10 protein-coding genes are annotated in these 16824 nt (G+C 70.1%); 3 read left to right on the plus strand and 7 right to left on the minus strand.

Features of this window, described 5'->3' with window-relative positions; genetic code table 11:
* Positions 1-51: 51 nt before the first annotated feature.
* The 3 genes from J7520_RS03415 to J7520_RS03425 all read right to left on the minus strand — a co-directional run bounded on the left by J7520_RS03415 (position 52) and on the right by J7520_RS03425 (position 7877).
* Complete coding sequence (locus tag J7520_RS03415; protein ID WP_291183975.1) at positions 52-3594, minus strand: S8 family serine peptidase; 3543 nt, start codon at positions 3592-3594, stop codon at positions 52-54.
* 42 nt (positions 3595-3636) lie between these two features.
* The gene (locus J7520_RS03420) at positions 3637-4221 is read right to left on the minus strand and encodes a GNAT family N-acetyltransferase (protein ID WP_291183978.1); all 585 of its coding nucleotides are present in this window, start codon (positions 4219-4221) and stop codon (positions 3637-3639) included.
* A 164-nt stretch (positions 4222-4385) separates the two neighbouring features.
* Positions 4386-7877, minus strand: a complete 3492-nt coding sequence (locus tag J7520_RS03425) for a hypothetical protein (RefSeq protein WP_291183981.1) — start codon at positions 7875-7877, stop codon at positions 4386-4388.
* A 319-nt stretch (positions 7878-8196) separates the two neighbouring features.
* Here J7520_RS03425 and J7520_RS03430 point away from each other — a divergent pair, with 319 nt between their 5' ends.
* The 3 genes from J7520_RS03430 (at position 8197) to J7520_RS03440 (ending at position 13968) form a co-directional block, all read left to right on the plus strand.
* Positions 8197-9144: a LysR family transcriptional regulator gene (locus J7520_RS03430; RefSeq protein ID WP_291183985.1), complete on the plus strand. Its 948-nt coding sequence runs from the start codon at positions 8197-8199 to the stop codon at positions 9142-9144.
* Positions 9145-9171: 27 nt separating this feature from the next.
* Positions 9172-10548, plus strand: a complete 1377-nt coding sequence (locus J7520_RS03435; protein WP_291183988.1) for a glutamate--cysteine ligase — start codon at positions 9172-9174, stop codon at positions 10546-10548.
* Between the two features lie 111 nt (positions 10549-10659).
* A complete protein-coding gene (locus J7520_RS03440) occupies positions 10660-13968 on the plus strand; it encodes a S41 family peptidase (protein WP_291183991.1) in 3309 nt (1102 codons plus the stop codon).
* 39 nt (positions 13969-14007) lie between these two features.
* On the opposite strand, the gene J7520_RS03445 is transcribed toward J7520_RS03440, so the two are convergent.
* The 4 genes from J7520_RS03445 to J7520_RS03460 all read right to left on the minus strand — a co-directional run bounded on the left by J7520_RS03445 (position 14008) and on the right by J7520_RS03460 (position 16785).
* A complete protein-coding gene (locus tag J7520_RS03445; RefSeq protein ID WP_291183995.1) occupies positions 14008-14874 on the minus strand; it encodes an energy transducer TonB in 867 nt (288 codons plus the stop codon).
* Positions 14875-14963: 89 nt separating this feature from the next.
* On the minus strand, positions 14964-15314 hold the full coding sequence (locus J7520_RS03450; RefSeq protein WP_291183998.1) for a hypothetical protein: 351 nt from the start codon (positions 15312-15314) through the stop codon (positions 14964-14966).
* 86 nt (positions 15315-15400) lie between these two features.
* Positions 15401-16063, minus strand: a complete 663-nt coding sequence (gene bioD / locus J7520_RS03455) for a dethiobiotin synthase (protein WP_291184001.1) — start codon at positions 16061-16063, stop codon at positions 15401-15403.
* The gene (locus tag J7520_RS03460) at positions 16060-16785 is read right to left on the minus strand and encodes a TMEM175 family protein (RefSeq protein WP_291184004.1); all 726 of its coding nucleotides are present in this window, start codon (positions 16783-16785) and stop codon (positions 16060-16062) included. Before J7520_RS03460 ends, bioD begins: the two co-directional genes overlap by 4 nt.
* Positions 16786-16824: the final 39 nt, after the last annotated feature.

Genomic DNA, 16824 nt, shown 5'->3' on the forward strand with positions numbered 1-16824 from the left:
GTCGCAGGCAGAGCCGGCACCGGCCGGCCCTGCCGCGTCGTCATGGCCGCGTCAGTGCGCGCAGCCGGTCAGCTTGACGTCATCGATCGCCCAGTTCGCGCCGGCGCGATGCGGGAAGCGGTCGTGACCGAGGCGGAAGCGGAACTTCACAGTGCGGCCGGCGAGGCTCTGCACGTCGAGGACCGAGTTCAGATACGCCTGCGGATCGCCGCACCAGGCCTGCCGGCCGGCCAGCGGATTGCCGAACGCGCCCGATACGCTGCCGTCGAACGGATCGGTGAGCGGCGCGGTGAGCTGTGTCCAGATCGTGCCGCCGTCGCTGGAGGCCTCGACGATCGCCGCGTCGTTGCAACTGCCGGCGCCGCCGGATTTCAGCGCCTGGCGGCTCCAGAACTTCAGGCTCAGCGTGTCGAGATCCGCCGGCAAGGCCAGGCTCGGCGAGATCAGCCACTGGTCGTTGATCGCACCCGACGCCGGCGCGTTGGCCTGCCAGGCATGGCTGCCGCTGTTGGCGGCGGCGCCGAGCGACCAGGCGTCGACGCTGCCGCTCGCCGCGCCGTGTGCCCAGCCGGGCGCGCCGCTTTCCAGGTCGTCGTCGAACAGCACCTGCGTGGTGGCGTCCACCGGGCAGTCGCCGGGCAGGGCCAGCGTGGTGAACTCGTGGCCGGCGACGAGCGCCGCCGCTTCGAAGCCGTCGGCGAAGACCGTGTCGGCCGCGGCTCCGCTGTCGCCGCAGGGGTTCTGGGCGATCACGCGCCACCAGTAGCGCGCGCTGGAGTCGAGCGATTGCCCCGAGCCGACCGTCCACGCGGTATCGGTGGTTTCGTGCGAGAGCACGATATTCGCGAAGCCCGGATCCGTCGCGATCTCCACGCGGTAGTCATACGCGCCGGCGGCCGCGGCCCAGGTGAACGTCGGCGTCGGCGAAACGTCGGCGCTGCCGTCCGCCGGGCTTTTGCCGCCCGGCGCCGCCGGCGGCACGTCGAATACGCCGAGCTCGAGGTCCAGCGTTTTCTCGATGCTGCCGGAGGCGGCGCGGATCTGCAGCGGATAGCGGCCCGGCACCGCCGACGCGGTCGCGGCCACGCTCAGCGTCGAATCGGCCGGCGGCGTGGCCGGGTTCGGATCGAAGGCGGCACTCGTTCCGGCCGGATTTCCGCTTGCGCTCAAGTCGACCGCGCCGCCGAAGCCGACGATCGGATGCAGATGCACCGCCGCCGTCCGCTCGCCGCCGGTGCATACCTGCAGCGCCGACTGCGCAGCGGTCAGCGAGAACGACGGCTGCTGCGAGCAGTTGCTGCACACCAGCGCGAAGTCCTGGTCGGTGGCATCGCCGCTGCCCGGCACGCCGTCGCCGGCGATGTTCGACGCCTTCACGCGGATCGTCAGGTCGCCGATCGCACCGGCCGGCAGGAACACCGCCTCGTAGTTGTTCTTCGCGTCGGCGTTGCCGCCGGTCACGCTCCACTGGTGGTCGAAGCGGTTGCCGAGGTAGGTCTGCCCGCCGATCTCGACTTCGAGGTCGAGGTCGTTGACCTGCGGGCTGGTGCCGAGCGCGCCGGGCGCATCGGTGTAGGCGAGTGCGATGCGCACCGGCCGGGTCGGATCGGCGACGCCCCAGGCGAAGCTGCGCGTCTCGCCGCTGGCGTCGAACACCTCGCTCTGGTCGAGCAGCACCTTCGGTGTCGCATCGAACATGTCGCCGAGGTTGGGCATGCCGTAGCCCTGCGCGTTGCTCGGCAGGTTGTCGTTGGCGTAGACGCCGGTCAGATAGCTCGGATGCGCGATCAGCCAGGCCTTCATCATCGCCGGGCTCGGTGCGCGCGCGCCGCCGATTTCCTCGAGGCTGCCGGCGGCGTCGCCGGCGCCGCCGTGCTCGATCCACCAGTAGGCCAGCGAGGCGGCGCCCGATATCGCCGGCGCCGAGTGGCTGGTGCCGCTGGAGGCGGCGAATTCGGTCTGCTCCGGCGATTCGGGGTAGTAGCGGATGCACACGCCGCCGCCCTGGAAGCCCGAGTACACGCTGGCGCCGGCCTGGATGTGCGTGCCGGGCGCGATCACCTCCGGCTTGACGCGCTGACCGGGGACCGGGCCGCGGCTGGAAAAACCGGCCACCGATTGCGGATCGTCGGCGGCATCGCTGCCGTCGTCCGGGCAAATGTCCTGCGGGCTGCTGAACGGACGCAGGTTCTCCGAGGCGCCGACCGTGATGACGTTCTTGGCCGAGCCGGGCGAACCGACCGAGCTGATGCCCGGCCCGTCGTTCGCCGCGGAGACGACGTAGATCATCGGCTGGTTGCCGGCGGCGTCGACGTCGACGTCGCGCACGGCCGCGTCGTAGAGCTGGTCGCGTTCGCCGTAGGTGCCGCTGGCCGCCGAGCCCCACGAGTTGCTGCTGATCTTCGCGCCGCCCGCGGCGTTCGCGCCGATCACGCCCTGGTCGTTGCCGCCGCAGCCGTTGACGTCGTAGCTCGGCGGAGCGCTGACGAAGATCGTGGTGGAGCCCACGCGCGCGAACGGATTGATGCCGAGGCCGAGCTGCTGGCCGTCGGCATCGCGGTACGGATAACCCTCGCGCTGGTCGTAACCGGCGATCACGCCGGCATTCAGCGAGCCGTGGCCGTCGGCGGCGCCGACCTGGTTGTCCGGGCGCGCCGAGCAGTTGCGGAAATACGCCACGCGCGGCGGGCGCGCGAGATCGCCCTGCTCGTGCAGCATCTCATCCTCGGTGTTCAATACGGTGTCGCCGGTGCCGCCTTCGTCGATCGTGCTGTCGGTCACGTCGACGATCGGGTAGTCGGCCGGCGTCTGGCTGAAGCCGCGGTCGAGCAGGAACTGGAGATAGCTCGGCGAGGCGATTCCCGGCGCGAAGTCGCCGCTCATGATCAGGGCCTGCTTCTCGTCGAACAGCCGCGTCGGCAGGCGCTCGCCGACGAAGGTCACGTCCGCGCGCTGCGCGATGTCCGGGACGTCGCTCAGGCGCACGCGCAGCTGCAGGTTCTGGAACTTCAGCACCGGCGCCCAGGCGAGCGTGGCCGCCCCCGGCCCCAGCGGCCCGCGCTGCACGGCGGGAAGCACGGCCTTGCTCTGCACGAAGCGCTGCGTTTCCTCGACGCCCGCGTGCGCGTACACCTGCACGGTGACGTCGACCTCCTCGTCGCCGTTCGCCGGCGCGGCCAGGCGCCGGGACAGGCGCGGATCGACCTTCAGGAAGCCGTGGAACGGCGCGCTGAACTGCAGCCACGATGCGCTGCCGCGCAGGCCGTCCAGGCGCGCCTGCGCCGCTGCGTCGGCCCAGACGATGTAGCCGTTGCTGGCGACGTACTGCACCGGCGTGACGCCGCGCGCGACGAGCGCGTCCAGCCACTCCTGGCGCACCGGTCCGGTGAACTGCACGAGCTGCAGGCGCGCTCCGCTCGGCGCGACATCCGAGAACGGCGCCGGTGCGCGCAGCCCGTCGCGCTGCGTGTCGAACGGATGGGCGCTGAACTGCAGCAGGTTGCGTTCCGCGTCGAGCGGCGAGGCGGGCGAGGTGTTCGTGGCGCCGGCGGCGGCCAGCGCGGCGAGGATGGCGGTGGCGATCGGTTTGCGCATGACGGTTCCTTGGAGACGGTGGGTGGCGGCCGACGGGCCGGCTCAGCTCGGCGTGCGTGCCGGCCCGTCGCGCAGGTCCAGCACCAGCACACGATCGGTCTGCCGGTCGACGCCGACGAAGAAATCCGCGACGCCGACGTCGACGAAGCCGCATTTGCGGTAGAACGCGATCGCGCGCGGATTGCGCTCCCAGACCTTCAGCCAGAGCTCGGCGCCGCCGAGCGCGGCGGCGGCGCGGCGTGCCTCTTCGAACAGGCGCTGGGCGACACCGGCGCCGTGATGGGACTTGTCCACGTAGAAGCGCAACAGCTCGACCGGCGCGGCTCCGCCGACGCAGGGCGGCGGCGGACCGCGGCGGACCTGCGCGTAGGCGACCAGCTGCGCGTACCGATGGGCGAGCAAGGTGACGATGCCGGCGTCGCCGAGCTCGCGCGTCTGCTGGGCGAGGCTGTAGGTCGACGTCAGGTGCATCGCGAGGTTCGCCGGACTGTTGTACTCGCCATAGGTGTCGGTGAAGGTGCGCGCGGCGAAGCTGGCCAGGTCCGCGGCGTCGGCGGGTACGCCGCGGCGGACGGTGTACGCGGCGGTCGGGATCGATTCTGCGGTCGTGTCGAGACGCAGGTTCATTGGGAAAGGCCGTCCTTGTCGTCAGCGGGAAGAGGGGTGTGCGGCGCGGCCGCTCGCCGCGACGCTGCGCCCCGTGTGGTCGGTGCGGACTTGCGCCGAAGCGGCGCACGCCGGGAAGCAGCCGCCGCTGCGCGGCGGCTGCGGATTGCTGCGGCGTCGAAGGATCAGTCGCGGGCGCCCCGTGCGCTCGGGCAGCTGCCGCCGCCCTGCTCGAAGCCGTCGTCGAAGATCACGTCGCTGCAATTGACCGGCGCGGCGTCGCCGAACACCGAGAAGCCGAAGTCCTTCGAGCCCGCCGCGAACATGTTCGGGCACTGGTCGAAGGTCGACCAGGCCGAACAGCCGGTGCCGAGCATGCCTCCCGGATTGCGCCACACCGCCGGCTGGTTGTGCTGCTCGCTGGTGGCGCCCCAGAAGCCGAGGATCGGCGAGGAGATGTCGACGTCGGCGAACGACCACGCCACCCAGTACGTGCCCGGCACGAGCGGGCAGTTCTGCGTCAACCAGACGCCGATGCGGTTGGCGGGCGCATCCAGGGGAATCGCCGGCACGCCATGGGCCGAGCACAGCGCGTCGTTGCCGGGACGGCCGTTGCCGTCGTCGGCGAGGATGCGCAGGTTCACCGTCGGCGGCAGCGGATTGCCGTTGTTGCCGTAGGCGGAGAACTCGAAGCCGGACACCGCCCATCCGTTGCCGGTGACGACGAAGTCGTCGGCGCCTTCGGCGGACAGGCCTTCGGTTTCCGGCGGCGCCACGATGGTGTTGTTGAACGCGTGCACGTCGGTGCTCTCGACGGCCTGGTCGTACAGCGGCTCGGACGGCGTCACCGCGAAGGACACCGGCACCGCCACGCGCTGGTGGCGCGGGTCGTCGCTGAACACGCAGATCGTGGCCTGGTGCAGGCCCGGGCTGAGCCCGCTGGCATCGAGCGTGACGGTGACGTCCTGCGGCGCGCCGTCGGCGAGGATCGTGCCGCTGGTCGGACTGAGCGACAGCCACGGCACCTCGCCGGGAGCCGAGCAGCCGACCGACGGTTTGGCGATCGCCAGCGCGCTCATCTCGTCGAACGGGAATTCGCCGGCCGCCGGCAGGGTGCCGATCGCCTGCGAGGCGGCGGTCAGCGGATCGATCACGCGCATCTCGCCGACCGGCTGGTTGGTGGTCGAGTCGACGTAGAACGCGGCCCAGTACAGGTCGCCGGTCTGCGCATCGAACTTGAGGTCCTGCACGTACTGCACGTTGAGGCCGAAGCCGTCGATCACGCTGGCCGCGCCGGTGGTTTTGTCGATGGCGATCAGGCTCTGGCCGTACAGATCGATGCCGTACATCAGGCCGGCCGGCGACACCGCGATGCCGGAGATGTAGCGCACCGGATGCACGCCGGGACCGTCGATCGGGCCGATGCGGGTGGCCTGGCCGGTCGCGAAGTCGATCGTGTACAGCGTCGCGCCGGCGCTGCCGAACTGGTCGAGGAAGTTGACCGCGTACACCGTGCCGGTGAGCGGGTCTTCGGTCAGGCCGCCCCAGGTGCGCGTCTCGGCACCGGTGATCTGGCCCAGTTCGGTGAACGCACCCGTCGCGGTGTCGACCGTGCCGTAGGTGCCGGGCATCAGCTCCCAGCTGTCGTTGACGATCACGTAGAGCTTGCTGAAGTCGTTGCCGACGAAGGTCGCCGCGTAGATCCAGTCGCTGCTGTTGTTGACCGGGGTGTAGGTGGCCGCCGGAGCGAGCGCGTCGAAGGACACCAGGCCCGGCAGCAGCGCGCTGATGCCGTAGGCCGGCACGGCGAACGCGCCGGTTGGCGCATGCGGCGCGGCCGCGGCGCCGCGCGGGCGCTGGGCGGCGAGCGTGCCGCCGAAGGTCGTGCCCGGCACCGGCGCGGCGGCGTCGAGCCGCAACGGCGCGAGGTAGCGCGGCGTCTTCGGGAAGTGCGCCTGCGTGCCGCCGGGCGCTTCGCCCAGGCTCCAGTGCAGGTCGCGGTTGCCGGTGTTGGCGATGGTCAGGCTGCGCGTCGTGCTGCCGCCGGGACCGGTCACCGCCGTCAGCGAGGCCTGTGCGACGGCGAGCGTCGGGTCGCCGGCCGAAATGCGCACCTCGCCGCTGTCCGCGGCCGAGCTGACCTCCGGGGTGTAGGTCCACTCGATCGCCGAATTGGGCCGCAGCGCCGGCTGACGGTAGGAGTACTTCGTGTACAGGCCGTGCGGATCGGCCTGCAGGCCGACCGTCGCCCAGTTGCCGTTGTCGGCATCGTTGCCGAACGCCGTCGACAGGTATTCGAAGCGGATCGTGTCGCTGTTTTCGCGGAAGACGATCTCGAACGTGGCCGAGCTGGTCGCGATGGCGTAGCTCTCCAGGTCGTGCCACTGCACCACGTAGGTGCGGTTCGGCGCGGTGCCCAGCGTCTGCACGTAGACGTCGCCGGACACGTCGTCGAGGTCCATCCACATCGGTGCGAGGTAGGTCGGCACTTCGGTGCCGAACGTGCTCGGGATGTCCTCGTTGAACGAGAAGCCAGGCGGCGGGGTCGAGCCCTGCGGCGGCGTGCAGCTCGCGTCGGCGAATTGCAGCAGGCCGTCGATGGCCAGGCACAGGTCGCTCGACTGGCGCCCGTAGAAGCGCAGCGGGAACGGTGCGGCGACGTAGCCGGTCTCGTTGCCCCAGCCGTCGCCGGGCACGAAGCCCATCGGCGTGCCGGTCGCGGAGATGTCGACGAAGTTCGGTGCGACCGAGTCGTCGTAGGCGTAGCGGGGCAGGGTCTGGTAGCTGGTCCAGCTCGCCGTGCGCTGGGTGTCGGCCGTCGCCACGATCGTGCGTACGTAGGTGTGGCTCTGGCCGGGGCCGATCGGCGTCGGATCGTAGGTGACGACTGCGCCGTCGAGGCTGTCGACGACCGACTGATAGGCGAGCGCGGCGGTGCCGTTGTTGGTCAGCGTATAGCAGAGGTTGACCTGGTCGCCGACGTTGACCTCGACCTCGGTGTCGTTGCCGCACTCGTTCGGATCGCCGGTGTACGGCGTCACGTGCAGGCTGATGGCCAGGTCGCCGGCGCCGCGGCCGACGTGGCCGAGCACGCTGAAGCCGTAGTCGCGCGGGCGGGTGTCGAGCGCGCCGCACCCGGCGGGCGTGCCTCCGTCGGTCGTGCACGAGGCAGTGGCGTCGCCGCTGCCGTTCCGGTGCAGCGCGGGTTGGTTGCGCTGCGTCTCGATCCGGCCCCAGTTCCAGCCGCCGCCATGCTCGGCCGCGTCGAACGACCAGGCGGCCCAGTAGCGGCCGGCCGGCAGCACGCAGGGCGAGGCCAGCGGCAGCGTGATCCGCCGACTCGTGGCATCGTAGTCGACCGTCGTGGACGGCGCCGAGCACAGCGCCTTCGCGCCGGGTGCGCCGTTGCCGGCGTCGGCATAGACTAGCAGCGAGACCGTCGGCGGCGACGCCGAGTCGCGCGGCGCTGCGGCGTCGAAGGCGAAGCCGGTCACGCTCCAGCCCGCCGGGTCCTCGACGACGAAATCGTCTGCGGCGATGGAGCGGTCCGCAGCCGCCGATGAAGGAGCGGCATTCTCGTAGGATGCGACGAAGCGGCCGCCGGTGCTCTGGTCGTACAGGGTGCCGCCGAAGAGCGTCTTGACCCTGGCGGCCTTCGGCGCGACGTGCGTGGTCACGGAAGAACGAAGCGGACTGTCCGGGGCCGCCGCGGCGGTGGCGGCGGCCACCGTCAGCGAGGCCAGGACCGGCCGAATGAAGTGTCTACCCATTGTCATTGCGAGTACCCCCATCGAGATGCCGGACACGGCGAGTGGGCCGCCGCCGCGGTGCGGGCGGCGGCGGACCGTTCATGTTTCCTGACAGAATGTCGAGGAGACCATTCGTCCGAGTGCGATAGACGTCTATCCGCCTATCCGTCCTGTGGGGTCGGAGTGTGGGCGTGATTTTGCAAAAAAGAGAAATATCAAATACCTCGTTGCCTCATCAGGAAATCCAATGAATCTGACCCTGCGACAGCTGCGCTACGCGCTGGCCGCCGCGCGCTACGGCAATCTGACCGAGGCGTCGCGGGCGCTGCACGTCTCGCAGCCGTCGATCTCGATGGCGATCACCCAGATCGAGGAGTTCTTCGGCCGTCAGGTGTTCGTGCGCCAGCGCGGCGCCGGCGTCTCGCTGACCGCGTTCGGGCAGGCGGTGGCGGCCAAGGCGCGGCAGGTGCTGGCCGAGGTCGAGGCGCTGGAGGCGCTCGCCGGCGACAACGCGCTGCCCAGCGGCGAATTCGTGCTCGGTTGCTTCGAGGATCTGGCGCCGTACTGCGTGCCGTCGATCCTGGCCCGGCTGCGCGCGAAGTATCCGGCGATCGGCGTGACCGTGCGCGAAGAAGGATTCGACACGATCGGCCGTCGCCTCGACGACGGCGCCGTCGACATCGCGCTCAGCTACGACCTGGGCCTGCCGGCGACGGTGGCCACGACGGTGCTGTGCGAGCTGGCGCCGCAGGCGCTGCTGCCGGCCGATCACGCCCTGGCCGCCAAGGCGGCGGTGTCGCTGGCCGAGCTGGCCGAGGAGCCGCTGATCATGACCGACCAGGCGCAGAGCTGGCAGCACGTGCTCGAACTGTTCCATCTGCGCGGCGTGCGGCCGACGCGGGCGGTGCGCACCGGCTCGTTCGAACTGCAGCGCAGCATGGTGGCGAACCGCTTCGGCATCGCAGTGGCGTACTCGCGCCCGCACGGCGACGTCAGCTACGACGGCCAGCCGCTGGTGCGCAGGCCAATCTCCGACCCGCTGCCGCTGCAGCGCATTCTGCTCGCCTACGACCGCAAGAGCGCGTTGTCGGCCGCGCAACTGGTCTTCATCGAGGAGGCGAAGACCTGGTTCGCCCAAGTCTGGCCGGACCCGGCCGCCGGGCACCCTTTTAAGGAATCCGCGCAAGCCCCATAGTGCGGTGCTCCCAGCCGAGGTTGCCCCGTGTCCGGACCTTCCGCCGTCAAAGAAACCCCGATCTCCGGCCGCGCCGAGCTGGTGGAGTACCTCGCCGCCGGCGAGAAGCCGGCGTCCGCCTGGCGCATCGGCACCGAGCACGAGAAGTTCGGCTTCCGGCTCAGCGACCTGCGTCCGCCGACCTGGGAAGGCGAGCAGGGCATCGGCGCTCTCCTGGAAGGCATGACGCGCTTCGGCTGGCAGCCGGTCACCGAGCACGGCAAGCTGATCGCGCTCCTGCGCGAGAACGCTTCGGTCACCTTGGAGCCGGCGGGGCAGCTCGAACTGTCCGGTGCGCCGCTGGAGACGATCCACCAGACTTGCGCGGAGGTCTCGCAGCACCTGCGCGAGGTCAAGGCGGTCGCCGACGAGATCGGTCTCGGCTTCCTCGGCATGGGCTTCCAGCCGAAGTGGCGGCGCGAGGACATGCCGTGGATGCCGAAGGGCCGTTACAAGATCATGCGCGAGTACATGCCGAAGGTCGGCAAGCTCGGCCTCGACATGATGACGCGCACCTGCACCGTGCAGGTCAACCTCGACTACGCCGACGAAGCGGACATGGTGAAGAAATTCCGCGTCGGGCTCGCCTTGCAGCCGATCGCGACCGCGCTGTTCGCCGATTCGCCGTTCACCGAGGGCAAGCCGAACGGCTACCAGAGCTATCGCTCGCACATCTGGACCGACACCGATCCGGATCGCACCGGCATGCTCGACTTCGTGTTCGAGCCAGGCTTCGGCTACGAGCGCTACGTCGACTACCTGCTCGACGTGCCGATGTACTTCAGCTATCGCGACGGCGAGTACGTCGACCTCGCCGGCAAGTCGTTCCGCAAGTTCATGGCCGGCGAACTGGCCGAACTCCCGGGCGTGAAGCCGACCTTGCGCGACTGGGCCGACCACACCACCACCGCGTTCCCCGAGGTGCGCCTGAAGAAATACCTCGAGATGCGCGGCGCCGACGGCGGTCCGTGGGGCCGCTTGTGCGCGCTGCCGGCGTTCTGGGTCGGCCTGCTCTACGACGCGACCGCGCTCGACGCGGCCTGGGACCTGGTCAAGGACTTCACGCGCGAGGAGCGCCACGCCTTGCGCGACGGCGTGCCGAAGCACGCACTCAAGCTGCCGGCGCGGATCGGCGGCGCTCGCGGCACGGTGCGCGACCTCGCCGACGAGGCCTTGAAGATCGCCGCCGAAGGTCTGCGCCGACGCGCATGCCTGACGCCGGCCGGCGCCGACGAACGCATCTTCCTCGACGCGCTGCTGCAGATCGTCGATGCGAACCAGACGCCGGCCGAGCGCAAGCTGGAACTCTTCCACGGTCCCTGGAACGGCGACGTCGACCGCGTGTTCCGCGAATTCGCGTACTGAAATGGCTTTGTCGCGACGCAGCGCCGGCCGGGCGTGACTTCCGGCGCAGGCGCCGCCGCGTGGCTAGTGCAAGATCGAGGCTCCTCCGTCCGAATACGGAAAGCCCCGCCCATGTCCGCGCGTCGCCCTCTCTCGCTCGCCATCCTTGCCGGCCTGTTCCTCTCGCCCGCCGCGTTCGCCGGCACCAAGCTGCTGCGTTTCCCCGACGTCTGCGGCGACAAGGTCGTATTCACCTACGCCGGCGATCTGTGGACCGCCTCGACCCAGGGCGGCACGGCCGCCCGCCTGACCGCCGGGCCCGGCCTCGAAGAGTCCGCGCGCTTCTCGCCGGACTGCTCGACGATCGCCTTCACCGGCCAGTACGGCGGCGACGACCAGGTCTACACGATCGCCGCCGGCGGCGGTGAGCCCAAGCAGCTGACGTTCTATCCGGCGAAGGGGCCGTTGCCGCAGCGCTGGGGCTTCGACAACCAGGTCTACGGCTGGACGCCGGACGGCAAGGCGGTGCTGTTCCGCTCGTGGGAACAGTCGATCAGCGAAACCAATCCGCGCCTGTACACGGTGCCCGCGACCGGCGGCCTGCCGACTCCCCTGCCGATGCCGGTCGCCGGCGTCGGCCGCTATTCGCCGGACGGCAGCAAGATCGTCTACTCGCCGAAGTACCGCGATTTCCGCACCTGGAACCGCTACGTCGGCGGCTGGGCGCAGGACCTGTACATCTACGACTTCGCGGCGAAGTCGGCGAAGAACATCACCAACGATCCGAACACCGATCGCGATCCGGTGTGGATCGGCGACGCGGTGTACTTCCTCGCCGACCGCGGCGCGCACCTGAACCTGTATCGCTACGACACCGGCAGCGGCGACACCAAGCAGCTCACCGACTACCAGGGCGCCGACGCGCGCTGGGCCAGCGGCGACGGCAAGAGCCAGATCGTGTTCGAGGTCGACGGCCAGCTGCACCTGTACGACACCCAGGCGAACCAGGATCGCGCACTCGACATCACCGTGCCGAGCGACCTGGTCCGCGCGCGCGCCGAGGAGCGCAGCGTCAAGGACAAGATCGAGGACTTCGCGCTCAGCGCGAACGGCAAGCGCGCGCTGTTCACCGCGCGCGGCGAAGTGTTCAGCGTGCCGGTCAAGGAAGGCATCACGCTGAACCTCACGCACACGCCTGGGGCGCACGAGCGCGAAGCGGCCTGGTCGGCGGACGGCAAGCGCATCGTTTACGTGTCCGACCAGAGCGGCGAGGAAGCGATCTGGGTGCGCGACGCCGACGGCGGCAACGCCAAGCAGCTCACCAGCGAAACCCTCGGCCGCCTGTACGCGCCGCGCTGGTCGCCGGACGGCGCGCGCATCGCCTTCGTCGACAGCAACAACAACGTGCGCATCGTCGCGGCGAGCGGCGGGCCGGCGCCGGCGGTCGCGCACGATCCGGTGTTCCTGCGCCGCGACCACGTCTGGTCACCGGGCGGCCACTACCTGGCGTTCTCGCTGACCGACAAGAACGACACCAAGCCGCGACTGCACGTGTACGACCTCGCCGCCGCCAAGAGCGTGCGCGTCGGCGACGCGAACTTCGATTCGTTCTCGCCCTCGTTCTCGCCGGACGGCCAGTACCTGTACTTCCTCGGCAACCGCGAATGGGCGCCGCAGCTGTCCAACATCGAATGGAACTTCGCCGCCAACCGCGACACCGGCCTGTACGCGCTGGCGCTGCGCAAGGGCATCGCCAATCCGTTCGCGCCGCGCAACGACAGCGCGACCGGCGAGGAGAAGAAGGAAGGCGAGGGCGATAAGAAAGACGACGGCAAGCCGAAGGCCGCCGCCGACGTCAACGACCGGATCGATTTCGAAGGCATCGACTCGCGCCTCGTGCGCGCGCCGATCGAGCCGGACAACATCGCCGGATTCGAAGTCTCCAGGAAGGCGATCTTCTACGTCGTCACCGACGCCCAGTACTACGGTCGCGACGGCGCCTTCAAGTCGAAGCTGAAGTCGTGGTCGTTCGAGGAGCGCAAGAGCACGGACCTGTTCGAAGGCGTCGACGACGCCTCGCTGGCCGCCGACGGCAGCACGGCCCTGATCCGCAGCGACGGCGCCTTCAAGCTGATCGACCTCAACGCGGGCAAGCCGGAGCCGAAGGACGTCAAGACCGACGGCCTGTTCGCGCTGGTCGATCCGAAGGCCGAATACGCCGAGATCTTCCGCGAGACCTGGCGCCGCTATCGCGACTATTTCTACGTGCAGAACATGCACGGCTACGACTGGCCGGCGATCCGCGCCAAGTACGAGCCGCTGCTGACCTGGGTCGGCGACCGCAGCGATCTGAACTACCTGCTCGGCCAGATGGTGGCCGAGCTGAACATCGGCCACGCCTACGTCGACGGCGGCGATCTCGGCCTGCCGCCGAAGCCGCACGTCGGCCTGCTCGGCGCGCGTTTCGAGCTCGACGCCGCCAGCGGCCAGTACCGCATCGCGAAGATCCTGGAAGGCCAGAACGACGAGGAGCGCTACCGTTCGCCGCTGACCGAGCTCGGCATCGACGTGAAGGAGGGCGACTACGTCGTCGCGATCAACGGGCAGCCGCTGACCGCCAACGACAGCCCGTACCGCCTGCTGCGCACGGCGCCCGGCCAGCTCGTGCAGCTGACCGTGAACGGCAAGCCCGGCAGCGACGGTGCGCGCACCGTGCTGGTGCAGCCGATCGACAGCGAAGAGCCGCTGAACTACTACGCCTGGGTGAAGCACAACCGCGAATACGTCGCCAAGGCCAGCAACGGCGAGATCGGCTACCTGCACATCCCCGACATGGGCGCCGACGGCATCCGCGAGTTCATCAAGTGGTACTACCCGCAGCTGCGCAAGCAGGGCCTGATCGTCGACGTGCGCGACAACGGCGGCGGCAACGTCTCGGCGATGGTCATCGAGCGCTTGTCGCGCAAGCTGCTCGGCCTCGACTACGCGCGCGGGCTCGACGTGGTCGGCACCTATCCGAACGAGACCTTCCTCGGCCATCTCGCCGCGCTGTGCAACGGCACCACCGCCTCGGACGGCGACATCTTCTCGCACATGTTCAAGCAGGCGAAGCTCGGACCGCTGATCGGCGTGCGCACCTGGGGCGGCGTGGTCGGCATCAGCGGCTGGGGGCAGGCGATCGACGGCGGCAACATCTTCGTGCCGCAATCCGCCAGCGCGAGCGCCGACGGCCAGTACGTGGTGGAAGGCCACGGCGTCGATCCGGACATCGTGGTCGAGCAGGACGTCGCCTCGCTGCTCCAAGGCAAGGACCCGCAGCTCGACCGCGGCATCGAGGAGCTGAAGAAGACGATCCAGGCCGCGCCGGTCAAGCTGCCCGCGCGTCCGGCCGATCCGAACAAGGCGCCGGACAGCATGCGCACGAAGGGCGCGTCGAGCTGACCGCGCTCGGACGGGCGACGGCGGCCGCGCCGTCGCCCGTCAGCGTTCGGGCTTGCCGCACAGCGACGCGCTGCGCTTGAGCTCGAGGCTGTGGGAGTTGGTCGTGCCGATGCAGTCCAGTCGCCGCTGCTCTTCGTCTCGCGTCTGCGCCACCGGCCCGGCGCCGATGTACTTCGTCTGCGTCGGGCCGATCTTCCAGTCGATCGTCACGATGCCTTGCGCTTCGACCGGCGTGCCGTAGCGCTCGCCCGGCTGGTAGCCGTACTTGAGCGCCGTGGCGACCGAGGCCTCGTCGAGCGACGGCGTGCCGCTCGACTGGTAGACGCGGGCGTCGACGGGGCGGCCGTCCGCGGTGATCGTCACCAGGACGTCGACCCGTCCTTCCTGGCCGGCGCGAAAGGCGGCGGCGGGGTACTCGGGAATCACGCGGCGCGTGACCCGTGGCGAGCGGAAGCGCGGACCGCTGCGGACGCCTTCGCCACGAAGCCCCGAGGAAGTCCGCGCATCGTCGCCGACGGCGCTGCCTGCCGGGGCGCCGACACCGGCGTCCGGCGAATCGGAATCCGACGCAAGCGGCGTGCGGCCTTCCAGGGCCGGAATGCTTTCCGGTGCCGCGACGCTGCGTTCGCGGTTGCGCGAGGTCGTCTGGGGCGCAGCGGCGCCGGGTTTCGGCTTGGCTGCCGCGGGCTTCGCGACTGCCGGAGCGGCAGGCGCCTGGACGGACGCGGCCGGGTCCCACAAGTGGATCAGCACCATGCCCAGGTCGGGCTGCGACGGCAGCCTGTGCCAGCGCGTGTCGATCAACCAGACGAGGAACGCCGCGTGAATCGCGACGACGAAGAACGCCGCCCGCCAATCCAGGGAGGGCCGCCGCCAGCTGCCGGAGGGTCCGTATGTCGCAACCATCGCATCGATCTCCCTTGAGGCCGAGGGAAACAGCTATGGCGGAGGCATACTCCTGAAGGCGGGCGCAGTCAATCGACCGCCACGGCGGCTCAGGCCGAGCTGACGTCGCGCAGCGTCCAATGCTTGCCGACCAGCAAGGTCATGCGGTGCTGGATGATCGCGTGCGGCAGCACGGTGATGACGGTGACGCTGACGTGCACGTCGGACTGGTGCGCTTCGACCGTCGCGGACGGATCGTTCTGGCCCAGCGACGGATCGACCGCGTCCGGATCGGGCTGCATCGCCTTCCAGCGCTGCCACAGGGTCGGTTCGCGCAACGCCTGCTGCAGCAACGCCGCGAAGCTTTCGGCCGAGCCGCCGCCGAAGGAGAGTTCGTGCGATTCGCCGCGTGCCTTCGGCAGATCGTCGATCGAGAAGATGAAGCGCTGTCGGGTAGCCATGGCGTTCCTGCGTTGGGACTGGCGCGAGTCTATCAGCGCGACGAGGCCCGCTGCGCAACCGCGCGTGGCGTGGAGTCGCGCGGCCGCTACGCCAGGACCGCGGAGAGTGCCGTATCCCTGCGGTCCTCGCCGTGATCGAGCACGCCGAGCAGCGGCGCCGCCAGCCGCGCGCGCAGCGTGGCCAGGTTTTCCTCGGCGCGCGCCATGTGCGGATCGATGTGGTTGGCGATCCATCCGAGCAGCGTGCAGCCGTCGGCACGGATCGCGCGCGCGCTGAGCAGTGCGTGGTTGAGGCAGCCCAGGCGCAGGCCGACGACGAGGATCACCGGCAGTTCCAGCGCGCGTGCGAGGTCGGCCTGCATCAGCGTTTCCGACAGCGGCGCGAGCCAGCCGCCGACGCCCTCGACGACGACGCGATCGGCGCTCCGCGCGAGGCGCGCGTATGCGGCGCGCAGCGGCGCGAGTTCGATCTCCACGCCGGCTTCGCGCGCGGCGATGTGCGGCGCGATCGCCGGCTCGAACGCGTACGGATTGCCGTCGGCGTACGTGGGCGCCGGCTCGCTGGCGGCGATCAGCGCTTCGGTGTCTTCGTTGCGCAGGCCCTGCGGGGTGACGCGGCAGCCGCTGGCGACCGGCTTCATGCCGACCGCGCGCAGTCCGCGCGCGCGCAGGGAAGCGAGCAGCGCGACGCTCGCGTAGGTCTTGCCGATGCCGGTATCGGTGCCGGTGACGAAGACGCCGCGATTCACGACGAAGCCGCCGTCAGTGCCTGCAGTTCCCGCGCGGCGCCGCGCCGCACCTGCGCCGCTGCCGGAATCAGCAGCAGATAGGCGAGGCCGGGCAGCCAGATCGTCGCCGGCCGTTGCGCGAACGGCAGCGTCGCCGCGAGCGCGATCGACAGCAGCGCGATCGACGCGAAGACGACGTTGCGCCGGATCGACATGCGCGTCACCAGCCGCTCCGCCGCGGACAGGCCGATGGCCGCGTGCTGCTTCTCGGCGTGCCGGTACAGCAGCGCGAACACGCTCCAGATCGACAGGCCGCCGATGCCGAACACGACGAAGGCCGCGCGCAGTTCGAACACCGTCCCGATGCCGACCGCATGCTCGGCCAGCCAGCCGCCGCTGAGCGAGGAGAACATCAGCGAGAACAGGATGCGCAGCGGGTAGACGTAGATCAGCACCAGGAACACCAGCAGCAGGCTCAGCCGGACCGCGCCGGCGTCGTCGAGGTCGTAGTGGCGACTCCAGTCGCGATGGCTGCGCCACAACCGCGCGATCAGCAGGAAGCAGGCCGCGAACGTCGGCACGTCGCGCAGCGCGGCGAGCATTTCCGACACCGAGGTCGGCATGCGGCCGATCGAGATCACCAGCAAGGTCACGGCGAACGCGAACGAGGCGTCGACGAAGCCTTCCAGCCGGGTCGGCTGGTGCCGGCGCACCTTGAGCACAGCATCGACGGACGCGGCCATCGGCAGACGGAGAGGAGCACGCGATTCGTGCTCGCGCAG

The organism is Dokdonella sp., from assembly GCF_017744955.1.
GTDB lineage: Bacteria > Pseudomonadota > Gammaproteobacteria > Xanthomonadales > Rhodanobacteraceae > Dokdonella_A.

Coding starts and splice junctions, on each gene's coding strand:
- J7520_RS03415 (WP_291183975.1), bottom strand. CDS start 3,594: ATGCGCAAACCGATCGCCACCGCCATCCTCGCCGCGCTGGCCGCCGCC.
- J7520_RS03420 (WP_291183978.1), bottom strand. CDS start 4,221: ATGAACCTGCGTCTCGACACGACCGCAGAATCGATCCCGACCGCCGCG.
- J7520_RS03430 (WP_291183985.1), top strand. CDS start 8,197: ATGAATCTGACCCTGCGACAGCTGCGCTACGCGCTGGCCGCCGCGCGC.
- J7520_RS03440 (WP_291183991.1), top strand. CDS start 10,660: ATGTCCGCGCGTCGCCCTCTCTCGCTCGCCATCCTTGCCGGCCTGTTC.
- J7520_RS03445 (WP_291183995.1), bottom strand. CDS start 14,874: ATGGTTGCGACATACGGACCCTCCGGCAGCTGGCGGCGGCCCTCCCTG.
- J7520_RS03450 (WP_291183998.1), bottom strand. CDS start 15,314: ATGGCTACCCGACAGCGCTTCATCTTCTCGATCGACGATCTGCCGAAG.
- J7520_RS03460 (WP_291184004.1), bottom strand. CDS start 16,785: ATGGCCGCGTCCGTCGATGCTGTGCTCAAGGTGCGCCGGCACCAGCCG.